Here is a 22,897-nt window from a genome sequence, read left to right as displayed (position 1 = left end):
GCCCGTAGCTATCTTCCGACAAGGGCACCGGTGCGCAGCACCGGCAAACTCTCAGGCCGGACACCCTGAAGCTAGGCTCAATTGGCGTCTTCTGCAACGATCTCTTTTGCCTGACAAGCTTCGCGTTCCTACAAATGAAGCAACAAATGAAGCAACGAACCCCGCAAAAAAAGCCCCAGGCAGAAAAAATCCACCCAGGGCTTTAACCCATCAAGGCCTGATCAAACAACGATCATGTTCACACCAGGCTCGTCTTCAATAAAGCTTCAAGCCTCCTGATACAGCTTGCTGCCCTGCTGAACGAACTGTACTGACATCTCCTTCATCCCCTGATCCACAGCGGACTGCTCATCTAGGCCGTTAGCCTTGGCATAGTCACGTACATCCTGCGAGATCTTCATGCTGCAGAACTTGGGCCCACACATGGAGCAAAAGTGCGCCACTTTCATCGAGTCTTTAGGCAAAGTCTCGTCGTGGAACTCACGCGCGGTATCCGGGTCCAGCCCCAGATTGAACTGATCATCCCAACGGAATTCAAAGCGCGCCTTGGACAAGGCATTGTCCCGGAATGCCGCCGAAGGATGCCCCTTGGCCAAGTCCGCGGCATGTGCCGCGATCTTGTACGTGATGATGCCGTCCTTCACGTCTTTCTTGTTCGGCAAGCCCAGATGCTCCTTGGGCGTCACATAGCACAACATCGCCGTGCCTTGCCAGGCAATCATCGCCGCGCCCAAACCGGAAGTGATGTGATCGTAGCCCGGTGCAATGTCGGTTGCCAAAGGCCCCAAGGTATAGAAGGGGGCCTCATGACAGTGCTCCAGCTGCAACTGCATGTTCTCTGGAATCAGATGCAAAGGCACATGACCTGGGCCTTCAATCATGACCTGAACATCGTGCTTCCACGCAACCTGAGTCAACTCGCCCAAGGTACGCAGTTCCGCGAATTGCGCCTGATCATTGGCGTCATAGCCCGAACCGGGGCGCAAGCCGTCACCCAGTGAGAAAGCCACGTCGTACTGCTTCATGATCTCGCAGATGTCCTCGAAATGCTCGTACAGGAAGCTTTCGCGGTGATGCGCCAGACACCACTTCGCCATGATGGAACCACCACGCGACACAATGCCTGTCATGCGACTGGCTGTCATCGGAATGAAGGGTAAACGCACACCAGCGTGAATGGTGAAATAATCCACACCTTGCTCGGCTTGCTCAATCAGGGTGTCGCGGAAAATATCCCAGGTCAGATCCTCGGCAATGCCGCCGACCTTTTCCAGTGCCTGGTAAATAGGCACGGTGCCCACCGGAACGGGTGAGTTGCGAATAATCCATTCGCGCGTCTCATGGATATTCTTGCCCGTGGACAAATCCATGATGGTGTCTGCACCCCAGCGAATCGCCCAGGTCATTTTCTCGACCTCTTCGCCAATGGTGGAGCCTAGGGCCGAGTTACCGATATTGGCGTTGATCTTCACCAGGAAATTGCGGCCAATAATCATGGGCTCGGTTTCCGGGTGGTTGATATTGGCGGGCAAAATGGCTCGGCCACGCGCAATCTCATCGCGCACAAACTCGGGTGTTACCGTGGTGGGCAAGCTGGCTCCGAAGCCCTGACCGGGGTGTACCTTGGTCAGGCGGCGGGCCATCTCTTCACCTTGTGGGCCACTGGCGCGCAAACTTTCAATGTATTGCTCGCGCCGCAGATTTTCCCGAATCGCCACAAACTCCATTTCAGGGGTGATGATGCCGCGCCGTGCGTAATGCATTTGCGTGACATTGGCACCCGAAGTACTGCGCCGGGGTTGACGCTTCAGTTCAAAGCGCAAGGTGTCCAGCTCCGGATCAGCCTGGCGGGCCTGACCGTACTGGCTATTGAGTCCTGCCATCAACTCGGTGTCATTGCGCTCGCTAATCCAGGCTTGGCGCAGTGCAGGCAGACCTTTGCGAATATCGATCTGTACCGAGGGGTCTGTGTAAGGACCGCTGGTGTCATAAACGCTTAAGGGAGGGTTTGGCTCGGCGCCAAAGTGGCTGGGCGTATCAGCCAGAGAGATTTCCCGAAAAGGCACACGCAGATCAGGCCGTGAGCCGGTTTGATAGGTCTTTCGGGAGTTGGGTAAGGGCTGGATCGCAGCCGGGTCTACGCTGGCCGCAGTGGCCGTAAAAGAAGGGGTTTTGCTTGTCATTGCAGCTCCAAGGAAATGGTGGAGCCGATATAGGAAGAAGTGCCGTGCAGGCATTGCACCTGTGGCACACGCTCCCAGCATCGGCATTATCCGTACTGGTACGAGGGTTTATCTCAACCCGCCAAATGGCGAGTACCCCTGCGTGCCGACAAGTATAGGTACTTTAGAGCTGCTTGTGGACGTATAAGGCTTATTTTCTTTTCATGCCGTTGAGCAGGTGACGGATGGTTTGATCCAGATGGTCACGTTCTTTGGGGGGTAAAGCCACAATCTCGTCCACGGAAAAGCGGTTGAAGGGCCAGGTCACAATGGGCGGGCCTTCGCCGGAGTCTTGCAAGGTGGCCGCATGGCTTGTGCTCAACTCCATATTGCCCAGCCCGTTCTTGAGCCATTGGGCGCTGATGTTCAGGGCTTTGGCCAGATCCAGAATCTCGCGCGCGTCACGCCGCGTGCCACTCTCATAATTGGAGATGGCGCTTTGGCTAAGGTTACACAGGCGGGCCAGTTCGGCTTGGGAAAAGCCGCGTTGCAGGCGGGCGTGACGGAGGCGATCAGAGAAGTGTTTCACACTACAGATTGTTCATGGAACGCCCTGCACGATGGTTTTCAAGAAAAACCCCGTATGTGATAAAACGATCCGGCCCCATCTGCTTCGCTAGGCAAAGAGAAGGTTAGGATAGGTGTGGGCGCAGTCTGGTATCACGCTGTGTGTACAACCAGCCACTGAGTAGAGTGCGACGCTTGGCGACAGCAGGTAGGGGGCAGAAACGAGTAGTGTCTAGCGCTTTTTCATGCCGTCCAGCAAATGACGCAAAGTGCGATCGAGCAAATCCCGTTCGCTATCGGCTAGCGCAACCACCTCATCGACGGAGAACAGACGGAACGGCCAGGAGACAATCGGAGCGCCTTCCTGAGGTTCGGACAAGGTATATCTGTCGTCCAAGAACTCCATCTGGCCGACACCTTTGCGCAGCCATACCGCGCTGACATTCAAGGCTCTGGACAGCTCCAGTATTTCGCGGGCATCTCGACGAGTACCGTTTTCGTAGTTGGAGATGGCGCTTTGAGTCAATCCGCATAGACGTGCCAAATCCGCCTGAGAAAGACCGCGGTATTGACGTGCATGGCGAAGGCGTTCGGAGAAATGTTTCACACAACAGATTGTTGATGTAACTGCCAGCACGATGGTTTTGATAAAAAATCACAGTCGTGATTTATACTGTCCGACATAGTCATCAGATGTCATTATAGTTAAGGTTTCAACTATGTCGGTTGCAAATGAAATTGCTGGCGGTCCTGTTGTGCTCTACCTGGCCACGGCTATCCCTGATCGGAATTTACTAGAACAAAAAATTCAGGCACTGGCTGAACGTGGTTATCGTCTTATTTTTTGTCCGGATGTAACGGCTTTATTGCAGTTGGCTCAAACGCGCGGGCGTCATGCCGGTTCACTATGTATTGCCTGGCTGGGAGGCACTTTGGCAGAGATTTGCTCTGCAGCCGTGCGCTTACGGATGCTGTGTCCGCAAATCGGGATCTTGATGCAGTCCGACGCCACGGACTCGGCCATGTTGCAAGCCTTGCACAGTGGCGGCGATCAGTTTTGTCCCAAGGATGCGTCTTTGGAGTTGCTGGCGGCCAGTTTGCAGAGTCTGCAACGGCGTTTGATGCAGATACCCATTATTCCTGAACCCTCCTTGATTCAGGAGTGGGTGCTGGATCAGGAAGGCTGGACCTTGATATCACCGGTTGGCATGTCATTTAGTCTGACCAGCACGGAGCGCGCCTTTATGGTCCGTTTGCTGCGAGAGGAGGATCGCCGGGCTAGCCATTACGAGCTGATGCGGGCTGTTGCCAGTAAAACAGATGTCATCAGCAATCCGCCTGGCGCCTTGCATATCAATCGCCTGGGTGTGTTGGTCAGCCGTATGCGGCGCAAATTCAGCCAGGGTGGGACGGTTTTACCGATACGCTCTATCCATAACTGGGGCTATATGTTTGCGGCCAATTGCCAGTTGCTGGCCGAACCGGCGCGCCATTAGGGCAGGGGAGTTGAAAAAGGCTTTGCCGGTTAAACCCGGCAAAGCCTTTGTTGATGCTCTAGAGCAGGGGCTTAGTAGTAACGCTGCACCGACAAGTCGTCAGCACGGATTGCAGGCTCTTTGTTGCTGATCAGATCAGCCAGCAATTGCGCACTGCCGGTAGCCAAGGTCCATCCCAGTGTGCCGTGGCCGGTGTTCAGGAATAGGTTGGAGTAACGGCTACGGCCCACGATCGGGGTGCTGTCCGGTGTCTTGGGACGCAGGCCGGTCCAGAAGTGCAGGTCCGCATCGCTTTGGTAGCTGCCGGGGAACAGGTCATTCAAGACCATCAGCAAAGTCTGTTCACGGCGTGGATTCAGGCGCTTGTTAAAACCCACCACCTCGGCCATGCCACCCACACGAATACGATTGTCAAAGCGTGTCAGGGCGATCTTGTAGCTTTCATCCAGCAGGGTGGATTGGGGCGCACGGGAGGCGTCCGCAATCGTGGCGGTAATGGAGTAGCCCTTCAATGGGTAGACCGGAATGGCTTGCAGGTCTTTCATCAGACCCGTAGACCAAGAGCCCAGGGCTACCACATAGGCATCGGCGGTCAGCAAGCCGTCGGAGCTTTGCACGCCGCTGATCTCTGTGCCATTGCTGTGAATACGCTGAATATTCTGATTCCAGCGAAACTCCACGCCTTCCTGCTCAGCTAATTCGCTAAGACGGCGGGTGAACATCTGACAGTCGCCGGTTTCATCTTCAGGGAAACGCAGGCCACCGCTCAATTTGTGCTCTACATGCCGCAGCGCCGGTTCAATCGTGTGCAGCTCGGACGCTGACAGCAGCTCGTAAGGGACACCTGCTTCTTTCAGCACCTCGATGTCGGCAGCAATGCCATCCAGTTGCTTTTGCGTACGGAAAACCTGCAAGGTGCCTTGGGAGCGGTGCTCGAACTGAATATCGGTCTGGGCGCGCAACTCGGCCATGCAATGGCGACTGTATTCAGCTAGACGCACCATGCGTTCTTTATTGGTGGCGTAGCGATCTGCCGTGCAGTTGCGCCACATGGCCAGCAGCCATTTGATTTGTGTCAGCGTGCCATCGGGGCGAATCGTCAGGGCAGGGTGCTCGTCGAACATCCATTTGATGGCCTTGCGCGGGATACCCGGCGCGGCCCAGGGGCAGGCATAGCCAAAGGAGAGTTGACCAGCATTGGCAAAACTGGTTTCCAGAGCGGGCCCAGCCATGCGGTCAATGACCGTTACGCTGTGTCCTTGGCGGGCAAGATAATAAGCGCTGGTTACGCCTTCTACGCCAGCACCTAACACGAGGATCTTCATACGGTTCCTTGGGCGCATCGCCCGAAAGGGGAAGTGTTGCGATCAGGCGCGGACAGTTCGCACGGACCGTCGCAATTCGATACGTTTTATCCGTCTATTTCAACAGGCGGGCAGGGCAGGGGTCAAGGCTTAGTCCTGATCTGGCCCACTGCGCGGGAACACCATATTGTTGCGGTGGATCAGCTCCGTATCGTGTTCGCTACCCAGCAACTCATTGATCAGGTGGCTAGGCTGGCCCATGATGCGGCGGGTGTCGTCCGAGGAGTAATTGACCAAGCCACGGGCGTACTCCACACCGTGTTTGTCCACGCAGGCAACGACATCGCCACGGTCGAATTCGCCCTCGACATGGGTGACACCTACGGGCAGCAGGCTCTTGTGGCCGTCTACCAGGGCACGTACTGCGCCTTCGTCCAGCGACACGCGACCACGCACACGTAGTTGGTCGACCAGCCAACGTTGACGGGCCGAACGTACAGGCAGGGTGGCACGCAACTCTGTGCCTATGCGCTCACCTTGTGCCAGACGCGACAGGACTTGTTGTTCCCGACCCGAGGCAATGATGGTGTGGCCACCGCTTTGTGCGGCGCGCTTGGCGGCCAGAATCTTGGTGATCATGCCGCCGGTGCCGATATTGCTGCCCGAGCCGCCTGCCATGGCTTCCAGCGTCGGATCGCCCGCTTGTCCCAGCGAGATGAATTGCGCATCGGGATTGCTGCGCGGGTCGGCGCTATACAGGCCAGCTTGATCGGTCAGAATAATCAGTGTTTCGGCTTCGATCAGATTAGTGACCAGAGCGCCCAGAGTATCGTTATCGCCCACACGGATTTCATCCGTGACCACCGTGTCGTTCTCGTTCACGATGGGTACCACCCCCAGATCCAACAAGGTGTTGATAGTGCCGCGTGCGTTCAGGTAGCGATGGCGGTCTGCCAGGTCTTCATGGGTCAACAAAATCTGGGCGGTGCGTACACCGTGGCGAGCAAAAGCCACCTCATAGGCTTGAATCAAACCCATCTGGCCTACGGCGGCCGCTGCCTGCAACTCATTCATGGCCTTCGGTCGACGCGGCCAGCCCAGGCGGGCCATGCCTTCGGCAATGGCACCGCTGGAGACCAGCACCAATTGCTTGCCTTGGGCATGCAGTTGAGCAATCTGGGTAGCCCATTGCTCTACGGCATCCAGGTCAATCCCTTTGCCCTCGTTGGTGACCAGGGACGAACCTACTTTAATAACCAATCGGCGCGATTGTGCAACGGCCGATTCAGAATGAGAAGAGTGCTGCATGACGAGTTCAGAAATCCATCGCTTGGCGTGTAAATAGAGAAAATGCCAGGAGTAGGGCGGCTGGTTTAACCGCGTCTTCCGGGCATTTTGGGGTTCGGTCCTGGAGTCTAAGCCCGGGACCTATGTAGCACGATCAGTCTGGGGCAAACCTCTCGTCGTAAATATGGGTGCCGTCGGCAATATCTTGCTCGATATGCTCTTTGCGGCTTTCTTCGTCCAACCAGGATTGCAGCTGATACACCAGATCTTGCGTGCCCACACCGGTTAGAGCGGAGATGCCGAATACCGGGCCTTCCCATTTCAGCTCTTTGAGCAGGCGGGCTTTCAGGTCTTCAGGATCAGACACCATGTCCAGCTTGTTCAGCACCAGCCAGCGTGGCTTGGCGTACAACTCCTCGCTGTACAGACGCAGTTCTTCAACAATGGCACGGGCTTCCGCAGCTACTTTGGCCACAATATCCTCGTCCGGATCCAGGCTGGATACGTCCAGAAGATGCAGCAAAATACGGGTGCGAGTCAGGTGACGCAAAAACAAGTGGCCCAGGCCAGCACCTTCAGAGGCACCTTCGATCAGGCCAGGAATATCGGCAACCACAAAGCTGTGTGCTTCGGACGAACGCACCACACCCAGGTTAGGATGCAAGGTGGTAAAGGGATAGTCCGCAATGCGAGGCTTGGCGTTGGAAATGCGGGTGATCAGCGTGGATTTACCGGCATTGGGCATGCCCAGCAGACCGACATCGGCCAGTACCTTCAGTTCCAGGCGCAGCTTGCGATGCTCGCCTTCCTTGCCATAAGTAAATTGACGTGGGGCTCGGTTCACACTGGATTTGAAGTGCAGGTTACCCAAACCACCGGCGCCGCCTTGGGCCAGGGTGATTTTCTCGCCATGGCGCTTCATGTCAAACAGCTGCTCGCCGGTTTCCGCGTCAAAAATCATGGTGCCTACCGGCACACGCAGGGTGATGTCCTCACCACCCGCGCCGTACTGGTCGGAGCCACGGCCATTTTCGCCGTTGCGAGCGCGGTGCAGGCGGGCGTAGCGGTAGTCGATCAAGGTGTTGACGTTGCGATCGGCCTGAGCATAAATGCTGCCACCGCGTCCGCCGTCGCCGCCATTGGGGCCACCTTTTTCAATAAATTTTTCTCGGCGGAAACTGGCAGCGCCGTTTCCACCTTTGCCTGCGACCACTTCAATGGTCGCTTCGTCTACGAATTTCATGGTGATGAGTGCTGTATAGGTCCAGGGGCCGCAGAACCGTACGGGCTGCTGGTCTGGGAGCAGACCATTTTAAACAAAAACCCCAATTGCTTAGTGTATAGGAGATTGGCTTAGCTGCCGGTATGTGCCGTGATAGTGGCCGATTTTTAATCTCTTGCTGTGGCCGTAGGGAGACTGGCTAAGCCGGGTGGGCGGGTTTTCAGGATGGCACAGGGGCCATGCATAAAAAAAGCCCTGCCTAGGGCGGCAGGGCTTTTTCGCAGCGAGTACGCTTGGATCGGGTGGCTTATTCGCCAGCAACGACCGAAACGGTACGCTTGTTCAGAGCACCAGTGACGGAAAATTTGACTTTGCCATCGACCAGGGAGAACAGGGTGTGGTCTTTACCAATACCCACGTTCACGCCGGGGTGAAACTGAGTGCCGCGCTGACGAACAATGATGCCGCCAGCCGAAATTACCTGACCGCCGTAGACTTTAACGCCCAGACGTTTGGCCTGTGAGTCACGGCCGTTCCGCGTAGAGCCGCCGCCTTTCTTCTGTGCCATTTCTTTAGCTCCTAGATGAAGAAAATACCAAATTCGCTTTTAGCAACAACTTAGGCGTTGATCGCTTCGATGCGGATTTCGGTGTAGTTTTGACGATGGCCTTGCGTTTTGCGGTAGTGCTTGCGACGGCGCATTTTGAAAATCTTGATTTTGTCGTGACGGCCTTGCGCAAGAACGGTAGCCTTGACCACAGCACCAGCAACGAAAGGAGCACCGATTTGCAGTGCTTCACCTTCGCCGACGGACAGAACCTGGTCAAGCGAAATTTCTTGCCCAATGTCTGCCGGTATCTGTTCTATTTTGAGTTTTTGGCCAGCAGTAATGCGATATTGCTTACCGCCGGTTTTTATAACCGCGTACATAGGGAATCCCTTAAAGAGTCAAACAGGCATCGCTTAAAAGGCCAATAACAAATAACAGCCCGCTGTAATGCCATCTAACATAAAAAAATCTTGACACGCAAAATGCCAAGCAAAAAATAATAGAGTAAAAAGGCTTTGCTGTCAATGGCTTGGGCCTTCTCCTGTCAGTATTTTGCATCCAATCCTTTCGTCTCCCCTAGGCTGTAGAGGGTTGGGCAAGGACGCAGACTGTGTAAGGCAGGTCAGAGCGGGAGATTCCCCCGATCAGGGCAGAAGCGCTAACTTGTTACATTTCCCCTCAATCTGTGGCCTTTGTTTTGCCGTCCTTCCGTTACGGTAGAGGTGTTGCGTTCACAGAAGCGTAAGTCATTTATTTTTCGAACCTGACTAGGGGAAACGTATGAATAAGGACACGATCGAAGGCAAATGGAAACAATTGGCGGGTAAGGCTCGCAGCGTCTGGGGTGAGATCACCGATGATGATTGGGCCAAAATCAAGGGCGATGCCACTCAGTTGGCTGGTTTGGTGCAAGAGCGCTATGGTCGTACCCGCGAAGAGGCAGAGCGCGAAGTAAAGGATTTCTACGACAAGTATGACCGTTAGTGAGGCGGGAGCAGTTTTTTGTCTGATGCTTGTTTCTTGAGCCGTAAAAAAACGGCCCGCCAGACAAAGCCATGGTCCTGTACATACTGATAATGAGGAGAATCGTATGCTTTACTACGCCGTCATCTTTTTTATTGTTGCTATTGTGGCCGCTGTGTTGGGCTTTGGCGGTATTGCCGCTGGTGCCGCGTCCATTGCCAAAATACTATTTGTTGTGTTCTTGATTCTTGCGGTGCTCTCGCTGGTTAAGGGCATGGGCAAGAAATAGAACAGGCCCGCAAAGAGGCGGGCCTGTCTGAACTGCAAAACCGTCTCCACCCATTGGGTGGAGGCGGTTTTTTTATTACGAGCGGTAGTCAGCGTTGATGGTGACGTACTCGTGCGAGAAGTCGCAGGTGTAGACCGTTTCGCTGTGTTGACCACGACCCAGGGACACACGCACCAGAATCTCGGCTTCCTGCATGACGCGCTGGCCGTCCTCTTCCTGGTAGTCCGGATTGCGACCGCCGTTCACGGCGACCAGCACATCACCCAGCCACAGACGCAGCTTGTTGACGTCCAGATCGCTAATGCCTGCGTAGCCGATGGCGCACAGAATACGGCCCAGGTTCGGGTCGGAGGCAAAGAATGCGGTCTTGACCAACGGCGAATGGGCGATCGCGTAAGCCACTTTCAGGGCTTCTTCGCTGGAACCGGCGTCATCAACCTGAATGGTCATGAACTTGGTGGCACCTTCAGCGTCCCGCACGATTTTCTGGGCCAGTTCGCGAGAGGCGTCGACCAGGGCGTCCAGCAAGGTGTTGTAGTTCGGGTCTGCAATCGATTCCACCGTGACACCGCTTTGGCCGGTTGCCATGATGATGAAAGAGTCATTGGTGGAGGTGTCGCCATCAACCGTAATGCGGTTGAAGGAGCGATCCGCCGCCAGACGGCACATATCACGCAGCAGTTCGGGAGCGATACCGGCGTCAGTAGCCAGGTAACCCAGCATGGTGGCCATATTGGGGCGAATCATGCCCGCGCCTTTGCTGATACCGGTCAAGGTCACCGTTTTACCCGATAGCTGGATTTGACGAGACACGATTTTGGGTTGCGTGTCGGTGGTCATGATGCTGTGAGCAGCATTGAACCAGTTGTTGTCGGACAGATCGCTGACCGCTGCGGGCAGAGCGCCCAACAGGCGATCCATAGGCAGCGGTTCCAGAATCACGCCGGTAGAAAAAGGCAGCACTTGCTGGGGCAGGATGTTTAGCAGGCTTGCGGTTGCTGTACACGTTTGCTGGGCTTTTTCCAGGCCAAGTTGACCTGTGCCGGCGTTGGCATTGCCGGTATTGATAACCAGGGCGCGGATGCCATCGTGAGTAGCCAAGTGCGCTTCGCACACTTGCACCGGCGCGGCGCGGAAACGGTTGGTGGTGAACACACCGGCCACGCTGGTGCCCGGGGCCAATTCAAACACGGTCAGGTCGCGTCGGTTGGCCTTGCGAATACCGGCTTCGGCAATACCGATTTTGACACCGGCAACGGGGTGAATATCAGATTCAGAGGGGATGAACAGATTGACGGCCATGACGCGATCCGAAAAACAATGTTAAAGGCGGCTCAAAGCAATCATGATACTTGCTTTGAGCCGCCTGAGCATAGCTTTGGTCGCGCGGCGTTGTTAGCTTTCGCGAGCCGCCATGGCGACGTTGTTGCGAGTGATCAGTTTGAGTTCGCCCAGGGCTTCAAACAGGTTGACCCGTGCCTTTTCCGACAGGTTGGCAAACATCTCCTGCAACCACTGTTCGTGGGAGGCAGCCATTTTCTTGAACTGGCGCTTGCCCTTGGGTGTCAGGCGGATCAGGGAGCTGCGACGATCGGTGAGCACCTTGATGCGCTCGACCAGGCCTTCTTTTTCCAACTGGTCCGTAATGCCGGTGATATTGCCGTTGGTGACCATCAGGTGGCGGGACAGCTCGCTCATTTTCATGCCGGCGGGCTGACGTTGCAATTGCGCCATCAAGTCAAAACGGGGCAGGGTGGTGGTGTGTTCGGTACGCAGACGGCTGCGAATTTCGCCCTCAACCAGATTGGTGCAAGCCATCAAGCGCAACCACAGTCGGGTGTCGAAGTGGTCGTCGCTGTGGGCACGGCTTTCCAAGTCGGGAGCGGCATCGGCGACGGCGGAAGCGGGGATATCGTTCATGATCATAGATAGCTTGCCTTAATGGTGCATGTCCAAAATATTTAGCTTTGAAGGACGCAGACCGCAGCCATGAGCAAGCTGGGTTAGCTTGGAAGGTATCTTAGGGGCTGGTTCGAAGTTTGACATTGCGACAGATCAAAGTAAATTCGTTTTTAAGCTTAAATTAATCAACTTGATAGAAAGCACTGGCAAGGGTGACAAAGCATTGAGTAAAAAAATGCAAACTCTTGTCTGCTATTTACTTTTGTAACCGTAGCTTTGATTACGCTGTAGACCGTGCTTTTACTTTGGTTCGATGCGCTAAGCTGTCTGACTGCAAGTGATTATTTAGTTGAAGTATAAGGCATTTGCTTCTGTATCGTCCGTTTGCTTAATCATTTTTCTGCTATTTACGATGTTTTTTTGGGTTTTGGGAATAATGCTTGGGGTGATTTTTCTTAATTGAAAAATTATCAGGCTACGGATTGATTTATTTCTTATATCTTGAAATTTTTTATTAAATTTTACGATGTGCGGGCAAGGCTTTACGGATTTTCAAGCTAGTCTGGGGTGCCATCTGAAAACGACGAGTAATGACGCGCTACTGCGGATAACCCGTAGTTGGGTTTGCGGATATTGAGGCGTTTTTTTTGCTAATATCCTTTAGAACTAAACAATATAGACCTTGCCAATTTGGCTGGCGCCTTGGATGGCACAGGGTCTACGCCTGAGTGGGGCGTAATCTACGCAGGAGATAAGGATGGAACGTTCAGCGCACCTTGATACCTTTGCACGCGACAATCTGCCACCCATCGAGTGGTGGCCAGAGATGTTGCTGGAAGGAAATCCGGATGTGGATTATCCCGCTCGTCTCAATTGCGCCGTGGCGCTGTTGGGTGAGCAGGTAGCAGCGGGGCATGGTGATCGCGTGGCTTTACAGTGGGCACAGGGCGATGAGAATCGCAGCCTGACCTACAAGCAGCTGGATGTGCTGACCAACCGTATCGCTCATGTTCTGGTTGAGGACATGAAGTTGGTGCCCGGGAACCGGGTTTTACTACGAGGCCCCAATAACCCCATGATGGCCGCTTGCTGGTTGGCCAGCATCAAGGCCGGTTTGGTGACTGTTCCCACCATGCCTTTGTTGCGTGCCGTGGAGCTAAAGACGATTCTGGACAAGGCCGAAATCCATGCTGCCTTATGTGACGAGCGCCTGCGTGAAGAATTGGAACACTGCATGGATTGCGCGCATGACTCTTATACGCCGGCTCTCAAGCAACTGCTGTGCTTTAACGATGAAAGCGCTCAGGGTTTGGAAGCCCTGCTGGCTGGCAAACCCGAGGACTTCACAGCCTGCGATACGGCGGCCGATGATGTTTGCCTGATCGCCTTCACCAGTGGCACGACCGGACAGCCTAAAGGTTGTATGCATTTTCACCGCGATGTACTGGCCATGTGCGATACCTTCTCGCGTCATGTGTTGCGGTTAACGCCTGATGATGTGGTTTGCGGTACCCCTCCTTTGGCCTTTACCTTTGGCTTGGGTGGTTTGTTGTGCTTCCCGTTGCGTGCGGGGGCATCCACGGTATTGCTGGAGCGTCTGACGCCTTCGGATCTGCTGGGCATGATTGATCGCTTCAAGGTGACCATGAGCTTTACTGCGCCCACCTTCTATCGTCAGATGGCCGGTTTGGTGGATCGGTACTCCTTGGCCAGCTTGCGTGCCACTGTGTCGGCAGGTGAGGCCTTGCCGGACGCTACACGTCAGCTTTGGAAGCAGGCCAGCGGCATCGAGATGACGGACGGCATTGGTGGCACGGAAATGATTCACGTGTATGTATCCAGCCCACCAGAAAAAGTACGTGCCGGTGCGATTGGCCAAGTGGTACCCGGTTATGTCGCCATGATTTTGGACGATGATCTGAATCCGGTGCCCGTTGGTACAGTGGGTCGTTTGGCAGTGAAAGGCCCAACGGGCTGCAAGTATTTGAACGACGAACGCCAGAAGCAATTTGTTCAGGGTGGCTGGAACTTCCCTGGCGACACTTTCAAGATGGACGAGGACGGCTACCTGTATTACCAGGCCCGTAACGACGACATGATCGTTTCCTCGGGCTACAACATTGCCGGTCCAGAGGTGGAAGGCACCTTGCTCAAGCACGAGGCTGTTGCCGAGTGTGGCGTGGTGGGCGCCGCCGATGAAGAGCGGGGCCAGATTGTGCAGGCTTTTATTGTGCTTAAACCCGGCTTTACCGGTAGCGACGAGCTCAAGAAAAAGCTGCAGGATTTTGTGAAGGAGAATGCCGCGCCTTACAAATACCCGCGTGCCATCGAGTTCGTGGCGTCTTTGCCACGTACCGAAACTGGCAAGCTGCAGCGCTTTGTGCTGCGTCAGATGGCACAGGGCTGACTCATCAGACAATAAAAAAGCGGGCTTAGGCCCGCTTTTTTGTGTCCGGCGCGTTTAGTTTTTAAAGTTGGCAAAAACCTCGCGGGCCGCTTGCACGGTTGCGTCGGTAATGTCGGAGGTGTGCTGTACCGACACAAAACCGGCTTCAAAGGCTGACGGTGCAAAGTACACACCCTTATCCAGCATGGCGTGGAAGAACTGCTTGAAGCGTTCGATGTCGCCTGCGGAGACTTCGGCCAGGGAAGTGGGGACGTTCTCGCTGAAGTAGATACCGAACAGGCCGCCCTGGTGGTCGGCGGTGAAGGGGACACCGGCTTCTTGCGCTGCGGCTTTCAGGCCCTGAATCAAGTTGGCGGTGTTGGCGGTCAGGGTGTCGTAGAAGCCGGGTTGAGCCAGTTTCTTCAAGGTGGCCAGACCCGCAGCCACAGCGACAGGGTTACCGGACAGTGTGCCTGCCTGGTAAACGCCACCGACAGGAGCCACGCATTGCATGATATCGCGGCGGCCACCGAACGCACCGACGGGCATGCCGCCACCAATCACCTTGGCCAATGTGGTCAGGTCGGGGCGAATGCCGGTCAGGCCTTGCACGCCTTGGGGGCCAACACGGAAGCCGGTCATGACTTCGTCAAAAATCAGCACGGCGCCGTATTCGGTACACAGCTCGCGTAAACCTTCCAGGAAACCGGGGGCTGGGCGAACCAGGTTCATATTGCCGGCAAAGGGCTCAACGATAATGCAGGCGATTTCGTCGCCCTTTTGTTTGAAGGCGTCGCGTACGGCATCCAGATTGTTGTAGTCCAGTACCAGGGTGTGGGCTACGAATTCGGCCGGTACACCTGCGGAGGTGGGATTGCCAAAGGTCAGCAGGCCGGAACCGGCTTTGACCAGCAGACTGTCAGCATGGCCGTGGTAGCAGCCTTCAAATTTGATGATGGTATTGCGGCCGGTAAAGCCACGTGCCAGGCGGATGGCGCTCATGGTGGCTTCGGTGCCGGAGCTGACCAAACGCACTTGCTCGATGGATGGCAGCATTTGGGTCAGGGTTTCAGCCAGAACGACTTCGCCTTCGGTAGGCGCGCCGTAGGACAGGCCATGAACGGCTGCTTCTTGTACGGCCTTGATGACGTCCGGATCGGAGTGGCCCAAAATGGCCGGGCCCCAGGAACCGACGTAGTCTGTGTATTGCTGGCCGTCTGCATCCCAGATGTAAGGGCCTTGGGCGCGCTCGACAAAGCAAGGTGTACCGCCCACGGAACCGAAGGCACGGACGGGCGAGTTGACGCCGCCGGGGATGACTTTGCAGGCACGTTCAAAAAGTTCGGAGTTACGGGACATGAGGCAAAAATCCAGATGTGAAAAGGTCAAGGCCAGGCTAGATAAATCAGCGCACGAAAGGCGATCAGTCCTGGGCGTGAAAGTAGTCGGTAAAGCGTTGCGCCGTGGCGCGTATATCGCTGGTCTCAAACAGGCTGCTGATAACGGCAACGCTATCGACCCCTGCTTGCAGCAGTTCGGGCATTTTCTCGGGTGTGATGCCGCCAATCGCAACAATGGCAGCACGCCGTCCCTCGTGTTCTTGTTCTTGGCAAAGCAGTCGAGCTTGTCGCAAGGTGTTCAGTTCAGCCGGTGGTGCTTCGGGTTTGACGCTGGACGGGTACATGGCCCCAAAGGCAATGTAGTCTGCATCGTCCGCCAAGGCCTGGCGAGCCAGATCCAGACTGTTGTAGCAGGAGCGTCCCAGCAGGGCTTGCGGCCCCAGTGCCTGACGGGCCTGGGTCAGCTCGCCATCGCTTTTGCCCAGGTGTGCGCCTTGCACGTCAAACTCTTGCGCCCAGCTCCAGTGATCGTTCACCAATAGCGGCAGATCCAAAGACAGGCATAACTTGATCAACTCTTTGAGCTGTTGTTGACGGATTGGTTCCGGGCCATTCTTGCGACGAAATTGCAGCACCTGCAAACCCCCTTCGTGAGCAGCACGTACGGCGTTCAGCAAGCGGGCAGTGTCGTCCCATTCGGGAGTAATGCCGTAGAGACCGGCAGGAAAGCGCAGGGTGGCGGCGTTAGTCATTTTGGGGGGTAACAGGGTTGAACAGGCGGTGGCCCATACCGGGCTGGAAGGTGTCGGTGGCGCGTGCCTGTAGATGCAGCAAGGCTGATTCTACCGCGTTATCCAGCTCGTGACCTTGAGCCAGAAAGCTCAGGCAGGCGGTAGCCAGCAAACTGTCTATGTCTTGCTGACGCAGGCCGCCATCAAGCGGCATGCTGTAGTCCAGACGGCCATGATGTCCCTGGAACCGTGTGTGCCATTGCCCGGCAGCCCCTGGCACGCCTGTCACCAGCACAGCATTGGCACCGTTGTTCAGCAGGGTTTCTACAGCGTCCGGGGTATCGCCCAGTAGCTCGTCGGCTTGCCAGCGCTCCAGGCTTGGGTGGTCGATCAATAATAAGGAGCTCAGAGGCAGGAGCAGGCGTAAACTGGCATCAAGAGCGTCGTCCGCATCCTGCTCGTCCAGTCCGGTGGGCATGGCGCTCAGATGCAGCACCAAAGGCAGCTCGGGATAGTCGGAACAAAGCTCGGCCACCATGCTGGCGATTTCCGGGCTGTAGACGGGGCCACACTTGATGGCCTGAATGTTCATGTCTTCCAGCAAGCAGCGTGCCTGATCGTCGGCAATGTCTTCGGCCAGAGTTTGGATGTTTTCTTGCTGGGCACTGTCGCGTACCAGCAAGGCAGTGGGCACGCTGACGATATGGCAGCCCAGATGGGCGCCATTAATGGCATCGGCAGGCAGGTGGGCGCCACCGCTTGGGTCATAAGGAGCCAGCACGAGCGCCAGGGCAGGACTTGAATTTTTGATTTCAGCAGCCATCTTGTCTTGGATACACCTGCAGGGCCAGCAAGGCTCTGGATGTCACAGGTTGAGTAATTTAGTAATATGAACCCCATTTTAATGGATTGCCCCGATTTGCACGCGGATCGGACTATGTTTACAAATACAGTAGGAATACTATGCGTACGTGGATGTGCCTGATTTGCGGCTGGATTTATGATGAAGAAGCTGGTTTGCCTGAGGAAGGCATTGCACCGGGCACACTCTGGGAAGATGTCCCTCCGAACTGGGTCTGTCCCGAATGCGGCGCTCGTAAGGAAGACTTCGAAATGATCCAAGTGTGATCATCTCAAGTTCCAAGGTGGTTTGTTTTGACGGGAGGTGTGTATGAGTGCCACTAGCCAGTCCCCGCTAATCCAAGAAAGCGCTGACCTAACGCACCACCTGTTACTTGCCATGCCCGGTGTGGTATCGGGCAGCTTGGCCGACACGGTGATTTATGTCTGTGAACATAATGAACAAGGTGCTTTGGGCCTGGTCATTAATCGACCAACGGATCTTAGCCTGGTTGAATTGTTGTCGCGCATTGAAGTGGACGTGGAAAACCGGGCTGATCTGGCCGGGACTTCGGTCTACTTCGGTGGGCCCGTGCAAACGGATCGCGGCTTTGTTCTCCATGACTCCGACAAAACCTATACCTCCAGCCTGGGGGTGGGTGATCTGACCCTGACAACCTCCCGCGATGTGCTGCAGGATGTGGCTCAAGGCCAGGGACCGGTGCATATGCTGGTCACGCTGGGCTATGCCGGTTGGGGCGCCGGTCAGCTGGAAAGCGAGATGGCCGACAATGCCTGGCTGAGCATCAAGGCTACCCATGAAATCTTGTTTTCTACTCCGGTTGGTGAGCGCTATGATCGCGCCCTGGCTTTGCTGGGAATCAGTCCTTTTACCCTGACAGGTGCTGCGGGCCATGCCTGAACATGAAACACCGTCAATGGTCAGCTCGGCGCAAACCTTGCTGGCCTTTGACTATGGCTTGAAAAAAATTGGCGTGGCGCTGGGCAATACCTTGACGCGCCAGGCCCGTCCTTATACGATTTTGCGGCCCGTTACACGGGAACAGCGCTTTGCGGCTATCGAGGCTTTGCTCAAGGAGTGGCAGCCCGATCGCGTCGTGGTAGGTTTGCCTTTGACCCTGGATGGCGGCGAGCAGTATGCTTCGCTGCGGTGTCGGCGTTTTGCCAACCAACTGCACGGTCGCTACGGTGTTGTAGTAGACCTGGTCGATGAGCGGGGCTCCAGCATGGAGGCTCAAGAATTGCTGGGCAATAATGACGATGATGATGCCATGGCAGCTTGCGTGATCCTGCAGCGATATCTGGACAGCCTGCCATCGGCCTGAGCCCTCTATAAGGTTGCAGCCTTTTGATTAGTTTATTTCGTTTTAGTTGGCGCGCTGTCGTTCTGATTGTGTGGGTCGTGGTCGGCTTGTTAAGCGTCGGTCTGCTTTTTCCGGTATTGCGTCCAGGTGGACGTCGCGTCATGGTGCTGCGCATGTCGCGCCTTTTGATGTGTATCTGCGGGGTGCGTGTTATTGCGCATGGTCAGGCGGTTCAGGATCGCGCTGTACTGTACGTATCCAACCATGTGTCCTGGCTGGATATCTTCGTCATCAATAGTGTGCGCTGCACGTCTTTTATTGCCAAAAGCGATATTCGACGCTGGCCTGTCATCGGCTGGCTGGTTGCCGGTGCAGGGACCGTGTTTATCGAGCGTGGTCAGCGTCGTGCCATTCAGGTTGTCAGCCAGCAAATGGCAAGCTGCTTTGAGCGTGGTGATGCTGTAGGGCTTTTTCCTGAAGGCACTACCTCCACAGGAATGGATGTCCGGCCTTTCCACGCCAGTTTGTTTGAGGCTGCCATTGCCTTGAATGTCGATATTCAACCGATGGCTTTGTTGTTTGAGCAAGCTGGGCAACGCAGTGAGCGTTTTGCCTTTGTGGGGGAGCAATCCCTGGTAGCCAACATTTGGGTGTTGCTAAGCGCCCGCAAGGTGTCGGTGCATTGCCATTTTCTTGACCTGATCCCAGCCCAGTCCTGTACGGAGTGGGGGCGCTCACAAACGGCACAAAATGCCCGTGAACAGATTCGCGCCGTCGTTTGTCCCGAAGCTGTCACCGTCGAGGCCTGAGAGGCTCAGCCCGGTTTTTTGCTTTCCGGGCAGTGAATCTGAACCAGGTGTCGGTCTTGCAGACGCACAGCACTAAGCTGACGACCCCAGACGCAGCCGGTATCCAGACTGATCACCGTAGGCGTGTTCAGCAAGCCCAGCGTAGACCAATGACCAAAAATAATAGGCACCTGGGCACAGGCGCGATTTGGCAATTCAAACCACGCCAGCAAACCCGATTCGGCATCCGGTGCCCCTTTGTGCTTGAAGTCCATGCGGCCATTCACATCACACATACGCATGCGCGTTAGGGTGCTGACAAGGGCACGCAGGCGGTCATAGCCTTGCAGTCCGGCATCCCAACGATCCGGGTTGTTGCCGAACAATTCGATAATTTTGTCTTGCCAGTCATCCGCACGCAGCAGTGCCTCCAGCTCGTGGGCGTATTCCAGCGTTTGTTGTGGGCTCCAGTCGGGATGCACGCCAGCATGCACCATCAAATGACCATGTTCGTAGTGGGCGAGCGGCTGGTGTCGTAACCAGTCCAGCAGTTCTGCTGCGTCAGGGGCAGCCAGCAATTGTTGCAAGGTGTCTTGCTTGCCGGATTTGCGCACTCCGGCCGCTACGGCCAGACAGTGGATGTCGTGGTTACCCAGCACGCAGACGGCGCGATCCCCCAGGGAGCGAATCAGGCGCAGCGCACCGAGCGAGTCCGGGCCACGGTTGACCAGGTCGCCTGCGAACCAGAACTTGGCCTGGTTATCGGCTGCGACATCAGGGTGGCTGAGCAAGCTGTCCAGGGGGCGGCAGCAGCCTTGAATATCACCAATCGCCCAGATGGCAGGGGAAGTAGCTAAGGACATGATTTAGTTAGTCGTACTGGAGTTTCGGCGACGCCGATTGTGCCGGTTTTCCATCATGATAAGGGCACTCAAGGCCATGGCCATGGCAATCAGGTTTGGAACCAGTGCGGTGACCCACGGCGCCAGGTTACTGAGCATGGCTACGTTCAAGGCCAACTGGTTGATCATGAAAAAGCCTACGCCCAGCAAGATGCCTGTAAAGACTTTTGTTCCTACACCGCCGTGGCGGGTCTGCATAAAGCCGATAGGTGCGGCAATGGTAATCATGACCAGCAAGGTGAAGGGGTAGGCAACTTTGCGCCACAAGGCGACAACCTGGCGTTTGGTTTGCAGCTTGTTCGCATCCAGATAGCCAATGTAATCCTTCAAATCCAGAATGGACATGCGTTCGGGTGTGACCACTCGGGCAATCAGACGATCAGGTGTCAGTGTGGTGGTCAGTGACAGGTCTGGACGTTTTTCTATGCGAACCAGAGGCTGGTCCGGCGCCTTGTCTTGGGCCAAGGCCTCGTGGGATTGTTCGCTGACGTAGGTTTCGGTCACGTCCTGCAAGTCCAGCTGGTTTTTGTGGAATTGACCCGTTGGCGCTTGTGTCATTGAGCTCAGGCGTTGTCCGTCCGAGAAGTCAAACACGCTGACATCGCTGACTTTGCCATCGCCTTGCAGATTGGCAATATTGATGATGCGCACCCCACCACTATCGTTGCTTTCCTTGAACCAGTAGCCGCTGTCCAGGCGCCCGCCACCAGAGCGGCCCAGTAAGGCCATGCCTTGCTCGCTGGATTTGATCTCGGCCATAGGGGTGACGTACTCGGACAGGACAAAAGCACCAGCCACCAAGGGCAAGGTAATGGCCCAGAGCATCAGCATCATATGCAGGCCGCTGACGCCTGAGGCGCGCAAAATCACGAGCTCATTGCGTTGTGCCAGGCTGGCCAGGGCCAGGGTGGCACCAATCAGCAGGCCGATGGGGAGCAGATCGTACAAACGGGTGGGTAGCTCCAGGGCCTGGATGTAAAAAAGATTCATCAGGGTGAATTTGGAGCCTACGTTGTCCAGCTCTTCGATCAGGGCAAAAAAGCTGAACAGGCCAAGCAAGGCAATCAGCACCACAGCGCTGGAGCGATAGATTTCGGAAGCGAGATAGCGGCGAGCGGTGCGCATGAAAATAGGGCCCAGGAAAGACGTGGCTAGCTTAACAAAAATGCAGATTGCAGTCAGGGAATAGCGACTTGTCGCATACGTTGACTGATGGTGCGTGTGCGCGATTGTAAGTGGGAGCTGTTACGGTTTTTGTCATAGTAGGCCGGATTGGGCAACATGCTTGCCAGACGGGCCGATTGCATGGCACTGAGTTTGGCCGCATCGACTTTGAAGTAGTGGCGTGCTGCCGCCTGGGCACCAAATACACCTTCTCCCCATTGAGCCACGTTCAGGTACAGCTCCAGGATACGCTCCTTGCTCATGACGGTTTCAATCATATAGGTCAAAATCAGTTCCTGACCTTTGCGCAAATAGCTTCGGGACTCTGACAGAAACAGATTCTTGGCCAATTGTTGGGAAATGGTAGAGCCGCCGCGACGGCGGGCAGAGCCTTTTTCTGACTGGCGGCGGTTGTATTCCCATGCTTGACGAATGGCATCCCATTCGACACCGGAGTGGTTCAGGAAGTTTGAGTCTTCGGAGGCAATCACGGCACGTTTCAAGTTGACGCTGATCCTGTCGTAGGGGACCCACTGGTAGTGCAGTTCGGCGTCTGCATTGGCGCTGCGTAACTGGCCCTGTTCTGCCGCCATGAAGGTTGTCATGCGTGGTGGCATCACGCTGTACCAGAGCACCATTACAAACAGGGCGATCTGATAGATCAGGACACCGGCAGCCACAGCCAAGGCGGCTAGGCCCGCCAGTTTCCAGGGGTGGACCAGTAGGCGACGCACGTCAGACTTGCCCGATTTCCTGGCGCAGCTTGGCCAGTACAGGTTCGACATCGGCCTTCACACCGTGCCAGATTTGAAAGCTGGCGGCCGCTTGGCCGACCAGCATGCCCAGGCCATCTATGCTCTGTGTGGCACCGGCTTGCTCGGCGGCGCGCATGAAAGCGGTGGGCTCACTGGCGTAGAACATATCGTAGGCCAGGGAATTGCTGCGGTAACGCGCGTTGGGCAGTTCGGGCAGATTTTGGTTCAGGCTGGCCGAGGTGGCATTGATCACAATATCCCAGTCGCCACAATGGTCATCCAGACCGCCTGCGCTCAGGCGGCGGGAGGCATCTGGGTCTAGCGCGACGACCTGTTCACGAATGTCGTAGGCTTTGGCACTGGTGCGATTGATGATGTGCAGCATCTCGCAACCGGCCTCCAGCAAAGGGAACACCACCCCACGTGAAGCACCCCCTGCACCGATCAGCAAGATACGTTTGCCTTCCGGCTTGTGGCCGATACGCAGCAGGTCCGAGCACAGGCCCACGCCATCGGTATTGCATCCATGTAGTTGGCCGTCTTCCAGCCACAAGGTATTGACGGCTCCGGCCATGCGGGCCCGACGACTCAGACGTGGGCCGACCAGATCATAAGCCTGCTCTTTGAAAGGCAGAGTGACGTTCAGGCCGCTGCCGTTCTTGAAAAACTCCTCCACGGTGGCGGCAAAGCCATCCAGCGGCGCCAGGATACGCTCGTAGCTCAGGGCCAGGTTGAATTGGCTGGCAAACTGCGTATGAATGTGTGGGGAGCGGCTGTGCTCGATAGGGTGGCCAATAACGCCGTAGCGCTTGGCGGGGGTCGTGTCGGGCATGGTTAGGCGATGCGTGTCTTGTTGTGAGGACTCAGCACTCAGGCTGAAAGCAGGTATTTTACCCTAGGGGCTGCTCTTGCTTGGGCTTGCTG

25 protein-coding genes and 1 riboswitch are annotated in these 22,897 nt (G+C 55.8%); of the genes, 8 read left to right on the top strand and 17 right to left on the bottom strand.

Annotation, left to right across the window (positions count from 1 at the left end; genetic code table 11):
• Positions 1 to 266 precede the first annotated feature (266 nt).
• The 3 genes from thiC to OKX01_RS15900 all read right to left on the bottom strand — a co-directional run bounded on the left by thiC (position 267) and on the right by OKX01_RS15900 (position 3,336).
• A complete protein-coding gene (thiC, locus tag OKX01_RS15910) occupies positions 267 to 2,183 on the bottom strand; it encodes a phosphomethylpyrimidine synthase ThiC (RefSeq protein ID WP_108728535.1) in 1,917 nt (638 codons plus the stop codon).
• Positions 2,184 to 2,238: 55 nt separating this feature from the next.
• Positions 2,239 to 2,333: riboswitch (TPP riboswitch) on the bottom strand.
• Between the two features lie 40 nt (positions 2,334 to 2,373).
• Positions 2,374 to 2,751: a helix-turn-helix domain-containing protein gene (locus OKX01_RS15905; RefSeq protein WP_094197760.1), complete on the bottom strand. Its 378-nt coding sequence runs from the start codon at positions 2,749 to 2,751 to the stop codon at positions 2,374 to 2,376.
• Between the two features lie 210 nt (positions 2,752 to 2,961).
• Positions 2,962 to 3,336 (bottom strand): helix-turn-helix domain-containing protein, encoded by a 375-nt coding sequence (locus OKX01_RS15900; protein ID WP_125277812.1) that lies wholly within the window; start codon positions 3,334 to 3,336, stop codon positions 2,962 to 2,964.
• A 112-nt stretch (positions 3,337 to 3,448) separates the two neighbouring features.
• On the opposite strand from OKX01_RS15900, the gene OKX01_RS15895 reads away from it, so the two are divergent.
• Positions 3,449 to 4,225, top strand: a complete 777-nt coding sequence (locus tag OKX01_RS15895; protein WP_125277813.1) for a response regulator transcription factor — start codon at positions 3,449 to 3,451, stop codon at positions 4,223 to 4,225.
• Between the two features lie 71 nt (positions 4,226 to 4,296).
• Here the strand turns inward: OKX01_RS15895 and OKX01_RS15890 are convergent, their stop codons facing one another.
• The 5 genes from OKX01_RS15890 to rplU all read right to left on the bottom strand — a co-directional run bounded on the left by OKX01_RS15890 (position 4,297) and on the right by rplU (position 8,968).
• A complete protein-coding gene (locus OKX01_RS15890; protein ID WP_094197757.1) occupies positions 4,297 to 5,550 on the bottom strand; it encodes a D-amino acid dehydrogenase in 1,254 nt (417 codons plus the stop codon).
• Positions 5,551 to 5,679: 129 nt separating this feature from the next.
• On the bottom strand, positions 5,680 to 6,837 hold the full coding sequence (gene proB / locus OKX01_RS15885; protein ID WP_094197756.1) for a glutamate 5-kinase: 1,158 nt from the start codon (positions 6,835 to 6,837) through the stop codon (positions 5,680 to 5,682).
• 133 nt (positions 6,838 to 6,970) lie between these two features.
• Positions 6,971 to 8,059: a GTPase ObgE gene (gene obgE, locus OKX01_RS15880; RefSeq protein WP_094197755.1), complete on the bottom strand. Its 1,089-nt coding sequence runs from the start codon at positions 8,057 to 8,059 to the stop codon at positions 6,971 to 6,973.
• A gap of 286 nt (positions 8,060 to 8,345) precedes the next feature.
• Complete coding sequence (gene rpmA, locus OKX01_RS15875) at positions 8,346 to 8,606, bottom strand: 50S ribosomal protein L27 (RefSeq protein ID WP_094197754.1); 261 nt, start codon at positions 8,604 to 8,606, stop codon at positions 8,346 to 8,348.
• Positions 8,607 to 8,656: 50 nt separating this feature from the next.
• Positions 8,657 to 8,968, bottom strand: coding sequence for a 50S ribosomal protein L21 (rplU, locus tag OKX01_RS15870; protein ID WP_003801901.1), 312 nt, complete (start codon positions 8,966 to 8,968; stop codon positions 8,657 to 8,659).
• A 400-nt stretch (positions 8,969 to 9,368) separates the two neighbouring features.
• Between rplU and OKX01_RS15865 the strand changes: the two genes are divergently transcribed.
• Together OKX01_RS15865 and OKX01_RS15860 are read left to right on the top strand one after the other, a co-directional pair.
• Positions 9,369 to 9,572, top strand: a complete 204-nt coding sequence (locus OKX01_RS15865) for a CsbD family protein (protein WP_094197753.1) — start codon at positions 9,369 to 9,371, stop codon at positions 9,570 to 9,572.
• Between the two features lie 106 nt (positions 9,573 to 9,678).
• Positions 9,679 to 9,840: a DUF1328 domain-containing protein gene (locus tag OKX01_RS15860; protein ID WP_009460570.1), complete on the top strand. Its 162-nt coding sequence runs from the start codon at positions 9,679 to 9,681 to the stop codon at positions 9,838 to 9,840.
• Between the two features lie 75 nt (positions 9,841 to 9,915).
• On the opposite strand, the gene argJ is transcribed toward OKX01_RS15860, so the two are convergent.
• Both argJ and OKX01_RS15850 read right to left on the bottom strand, forming a co-directional pair.
• Positions 9,916 to 11,142, bottom strand: a complete 1,227-nt coding sequence (gene argJ, locus OKX01_RS15855; RefSeq protein ID WP_094197752.1) for a bifunctional glutamate N-acetyltransferase/amino-acid acetyltransferase ArgJ — start codon at positions 11,140 to 11,142, stop codon at positions 9,916 to 9,918.
• 93 nt (positions 11,143 to 11,235) lie between these two features.
• Positions 11,236 to 11,766 (bottom strand): MarR family winged helix-turn-helix transcriptional regulator, encoded by a 531-nt coding sequence (locus OKX01_RS15850; RefSeq protein WP_009460574.1) that lies wholly within the window; start codon positions 11,764 to 11,766, stop codon positions 11,236 to 11,238.
• A gap of 733 nt (positions 11,767 to 12,499) precedes the next feature.
• On the opposite strand from OKX01_RS15850, the gene OKX01_RS15845 reads away from it, so the two are divergent.
• The gene (locus OKX01_RS15845) at positions 12,500 to 14,149 is read left to right on the top strand and encodes an AMP-binding protein (RefSeq protein WP_121739612.1); all 1,650 of its coding nucleotides are present in this window, start codon (positions 12,500 to 12,502) and stop codon (positions 14,147 to 14,149) included.
• Between the two features lie 54 nt (positions 14,150 to 14,203).
• On the opposite strand, the gene hemL is transcribed toward OKX01_RS15845, so the two are convergent.
• The 3 genes from hemL to thiD form a co-directional block, all read right to left on the bottom strand.
• A complete protein-coding gene (gene hemL, locus OKX01_RS15840) occupies positions 14,204 to 15,487 on the bottom strand; it encodes a glutamate-1-semialdehyde 2,1-aminomutase (protein WP_094197750.1) in 1,284 nt (427 codons plus the stop codon).
• A 64-nt stretch (positions 15,488 to 15,551) separates the two neighbouring features.
• Positions 15,552 to 16,220 (bottom strand): thiamine phosphate synthase, encoded by a 669-nt coding sequence (gene thiE, locus OKX01_RS15835; RefSeq protein ID WP_094197749.1) that lies wholly within the window; start codon positions 16,218 to 16,220, stop codon positions 15,552 to 15,554.
• Positions 16,213 to 17,022, bottom strand: a complete 810-nt coding sequence (gene thiD, locus OKX01_RS15830; protein ID WP_108728542.1) for a bifunctional hydroxymethylpyrimidine kinase/phosphomethylpyrimidine kinase — start codon at positions 17,020 to 17,022, stop codon at positions 16,213 to 16,215. Before thiD ends, thiE begins: the two co-directional genes overlap by 8 nt.
• Before the next feature lie 140 nt (positions 17,023 to 17,162).
• Here thiD and OKX01_RS15825 point away from each other — a divergent pair, with 140 nt between their 5' ends.
• From OKX01_RS15825 to OKX01_RS15810, 4 genes are all read left to right on the top strand, one after another.
• Positions 17,163 to 17,327, top strand: coding sequence for a rubredoxin (locus OKX01_RS15825; protein WP_009460582.1), 165 nt, complete (start codon positions 17,163 to 17,165; stop codon positions 17,325 to 17,327).
• A gap of 112 nt (positions 17,328 to 17,439) precedes the next feature.
• On the top strand, positions 17,440 to 17,961 hold the full coding sequence (locus OKX01_RS15820) for a YqgE/AlgH family protein (protein ID WP_376914154.1): 522 nt from the start codon (positions 17,440 to 17,442) through the stop codon (positions 17,959 to 17,961).
• A gap of 16 nt (positions 17,962 to 17,977) precedes the next feature.
• Positions 17,978 to 18,385 carry a Holliday junction resolvase RuvX gene (gene ruvX, locus OKX01_RS15815; protein WP_094197746.1) on the top strand — a complete coding sequence of 136 codons (408 nt, stop codon included), beginning with the start codon at positions 17,978 to 17,980 and terminating at the stop codon, positions 18,383 to 18,385.
• A gap of 23 nt (positions 18,386 to 18,408) precedes the next feature.
• Positions 18,409 to 19,173, top strand: coding sequence for a lysophospholipid acyltransferase family protein (locus OKX01_RS15810; protein ID WP_094197745.1), 765 nt, complete (start codon positions 18,409 to 18,411; stop codon positions 19,171 to 19,173).
• Between the two features lie 5 nt (positions 19,174 to 19,178).
• On the opposite strand, the gene OKX01_RS15805 is transcribed toward OKX01_RS15810, so the two are convergent.
• From OKX01_RS15805 to aroE, 4 genes are read right to left on the bottom strand one after another with little or no spacing between them, the layout of a single operon-like run.
• Entirely contained in the window at positions 19,179 to 20,015 is an 837-nt protein-coding gene (locus OKX01_RS15805) for a symmetrical bis(5'-nucleosyl)-tetraphosphatase (RefSeq protein WP_125277689.1), read from the bottom strand.
• Between the two features lie 3 nt (positions 20,016 to 20,018).
• Complete coding sequence (lptG, locus tag OKX01_RS15800) at positions 20,019 to 21,179, bottom strand: LPS export ABC transporter permease LptG (protein ID WP_264672057.1); 1,161 nt, start codon at positions 21,177 to 21,179, stop codon at positions 20,019 to 20,021.
• A 53-nt stretch (positions 21,180 to 21,232) separates the two neighbouring features.
• Positions 21,233 to 22,003, bottom strand: coding sequence for a monofunctional biosynthetic peptidoglycan transglycosylase (gene mtgA, locus OKX01_RS15795; protein WP_413544458.1), 771 nt, complete (start codon positions 22,001 to 22,003; stop codon positions 21,233 to 21,235).
• Positions 21,954 to 22,805, bottom strand: coding sequence for a shikimate dehydrogenase (gene aroE / locus OKX01_RS15790; protein WP_094197741.1), 852 nt, complete (start codon positions 22,803 to 22,805; stop codon positions 21,954 to 21,956). The genes mtgA and aroE overlap by 50 nt, the downstream gene beginning before the upstream one ends.
• Between the last annotated feature and the right edge of the window lie 92 nt (positions 22,806 to 22,897).

Source organism: Alcaligenes sp. SMD-FA (assembly GCF_025960365.1).
GTDB classification, from domain to species: Bacteria; Pseudomonadota; Gammaproteobacteria; order Burkholderiales; family Burkholderiaceae_B; genus Alcaligenes; species Alcaligenes aquatilis.
Note: the sequence above shows the minus strand (reverse complement) of the source record. Positions and strands in the feature narration are given on the sequence as shown.

Bases quoted from the DNA above. Each gene is read 5' to 3' on its own strand.
- thiC (WP_108728535.1), bottom strand. From the start codon at position 2,183: ATGACAAGCAAAACCCCTTCTTTTACGGCCACTGCGGCCAGCGTAGAC.
- OKX01_RS15895 (WP_125277813.1), top strand. From the start codon at position 3,449: ATGTCGGTTGCAAATGAAATTGCTGGCGGTCCTGTTGTGCTCTACCTG.
- OKX01_RS15890 (WP_094197757.1), bottom strand. From the start codon at position 5,550: ATGAAGATCCTCGTGTTAGGTGCTGGCGTAGAAGGCGTAACCAGCGCT.
- proB (WP_094197756.1), bottom strand. From the start codon at position 6,837: ATGCAGCACTCTTCTCATTCTGAATCGGCCGTTGCACAATCGCGCCGA.
- obgE (WP_094197755.1), bottom strand. From the start codon at position 8,059: ATGAAATTCGTAGACGAAGCGACCATTGAAGTGGTCGCAGGCAAAGGT.
- rpmA (WP_094197754.1), bottom strand. From the start codon at position 8,606: ATGGCACAGAAGAAAGGCGGCGGCTCTACGCGGAACGGCCGTGACTCA.
- rplU (WP_003801901.1), bottom strand. From the start codon at position 8,968: ATGTACGCGGTTATAAAAACCGGCGGTAAGCAATATCGCATTACTGCT.
- OKX01_RS15865 (WP_094197753.1), top strand. From the start codon at position 9,369: ATGAATAAGGACACGATCGAAGGCAAATGGAAACAATTGGCGGGTAAG.
- OKX01_RS15860 (WP_009460570.1), top strand. From the start codon at position 9,679: ATGCTTTACTACGCCGTCATCTTTTTTATTGTTGCTATTGTGGCCGCT.
- argJ (WP_094197752.1), bottom strand. From the start codon at position 11,142: ATGGCCGTCAATCTGTTCATCCCCTCTGAATCTGATATTCACCCCGTT.
- OKX01_RS15850 (WP_009460574.1), bottom strand. From the start codon at position 11,766: ATGATCATGAACGATATCCCCGCTTCCGCCGTCGCCGATGCCGCTCCC.
- OKX01_RS15845 (WP_121739612.1), top strand. From the start codon at position 12,500: ATGGAACGTTCAGCGCACCTTGATACCTTTGCACGCGACAATCTGCCA.
- hemL (WP_094197750.1), bottom strand. From the start codon at position 15,487: ATGTCCCGTAACTCCGAACTTTTTGAACGTGCCTGCAAAGTCATCCCC.
- thiE (WP_094197749.1), bottom strand. From the start codon at position 16,220: ATGACTAACGCCGCCACCCTGCGCTTTCCTGCCGGTCTCTACGGCATT.
- thiD (WP_108728542.1), bottom strand. From the start codon at position 17,022: ATGGCTGCTGAAATCAAAAATTCAAGTCCTGCCCTGGCGCTCGTGCTG.
- OKX01_RS15825 (WP_009460582.1), top strand. From the start codon at position 17,163: ATGCGTACGTGGATGTGCCTGATTTGCGGCTGGATTTATGATGAAGAA.
- OKX01_RS15820 (WP_376914154.1), top strand. From the start codon at position 17,440: ATGCCCGGTGTGGTATCGGGCAGCTTGGCCGACACGGTGATTTATGTC.
- ruvX (WP_094197746.1), top strand. From the start codon at position 17,978: ATGGTCAGCTCGGCGCAAACCTTGCTGGCCTTTGACTATGGCTTGAAA.
- OKX01_RS15805 (WP_125277689.1), bottom strand. From the start codon at position 20,015: ATGTCCTTAGCTACTTCCCCTGCCATCTGGGCGATTGGTGATATTCAA.
- lptG (WP_264672057.1), bottom strand. From the start codon at position 21,179: ATGCGCACCGCTCGCCGCTATCTCGCTTCCGAAATCTATCGCTCCAGC.
- mtgA (WP_413544458.1), bottom strand. From the start codon at position 22,003: ATGTCGAACCTGTACTGGCCAAGCTGCGCCAGGAAATCGGGCAAGTCT.
- aroE (WP_094197741.1), bottom strand. From the start codon at position 22,805: ATGCCCGACACGACCCCCGCCAAGCGCTACGGCGTTATTGGCCACCCT.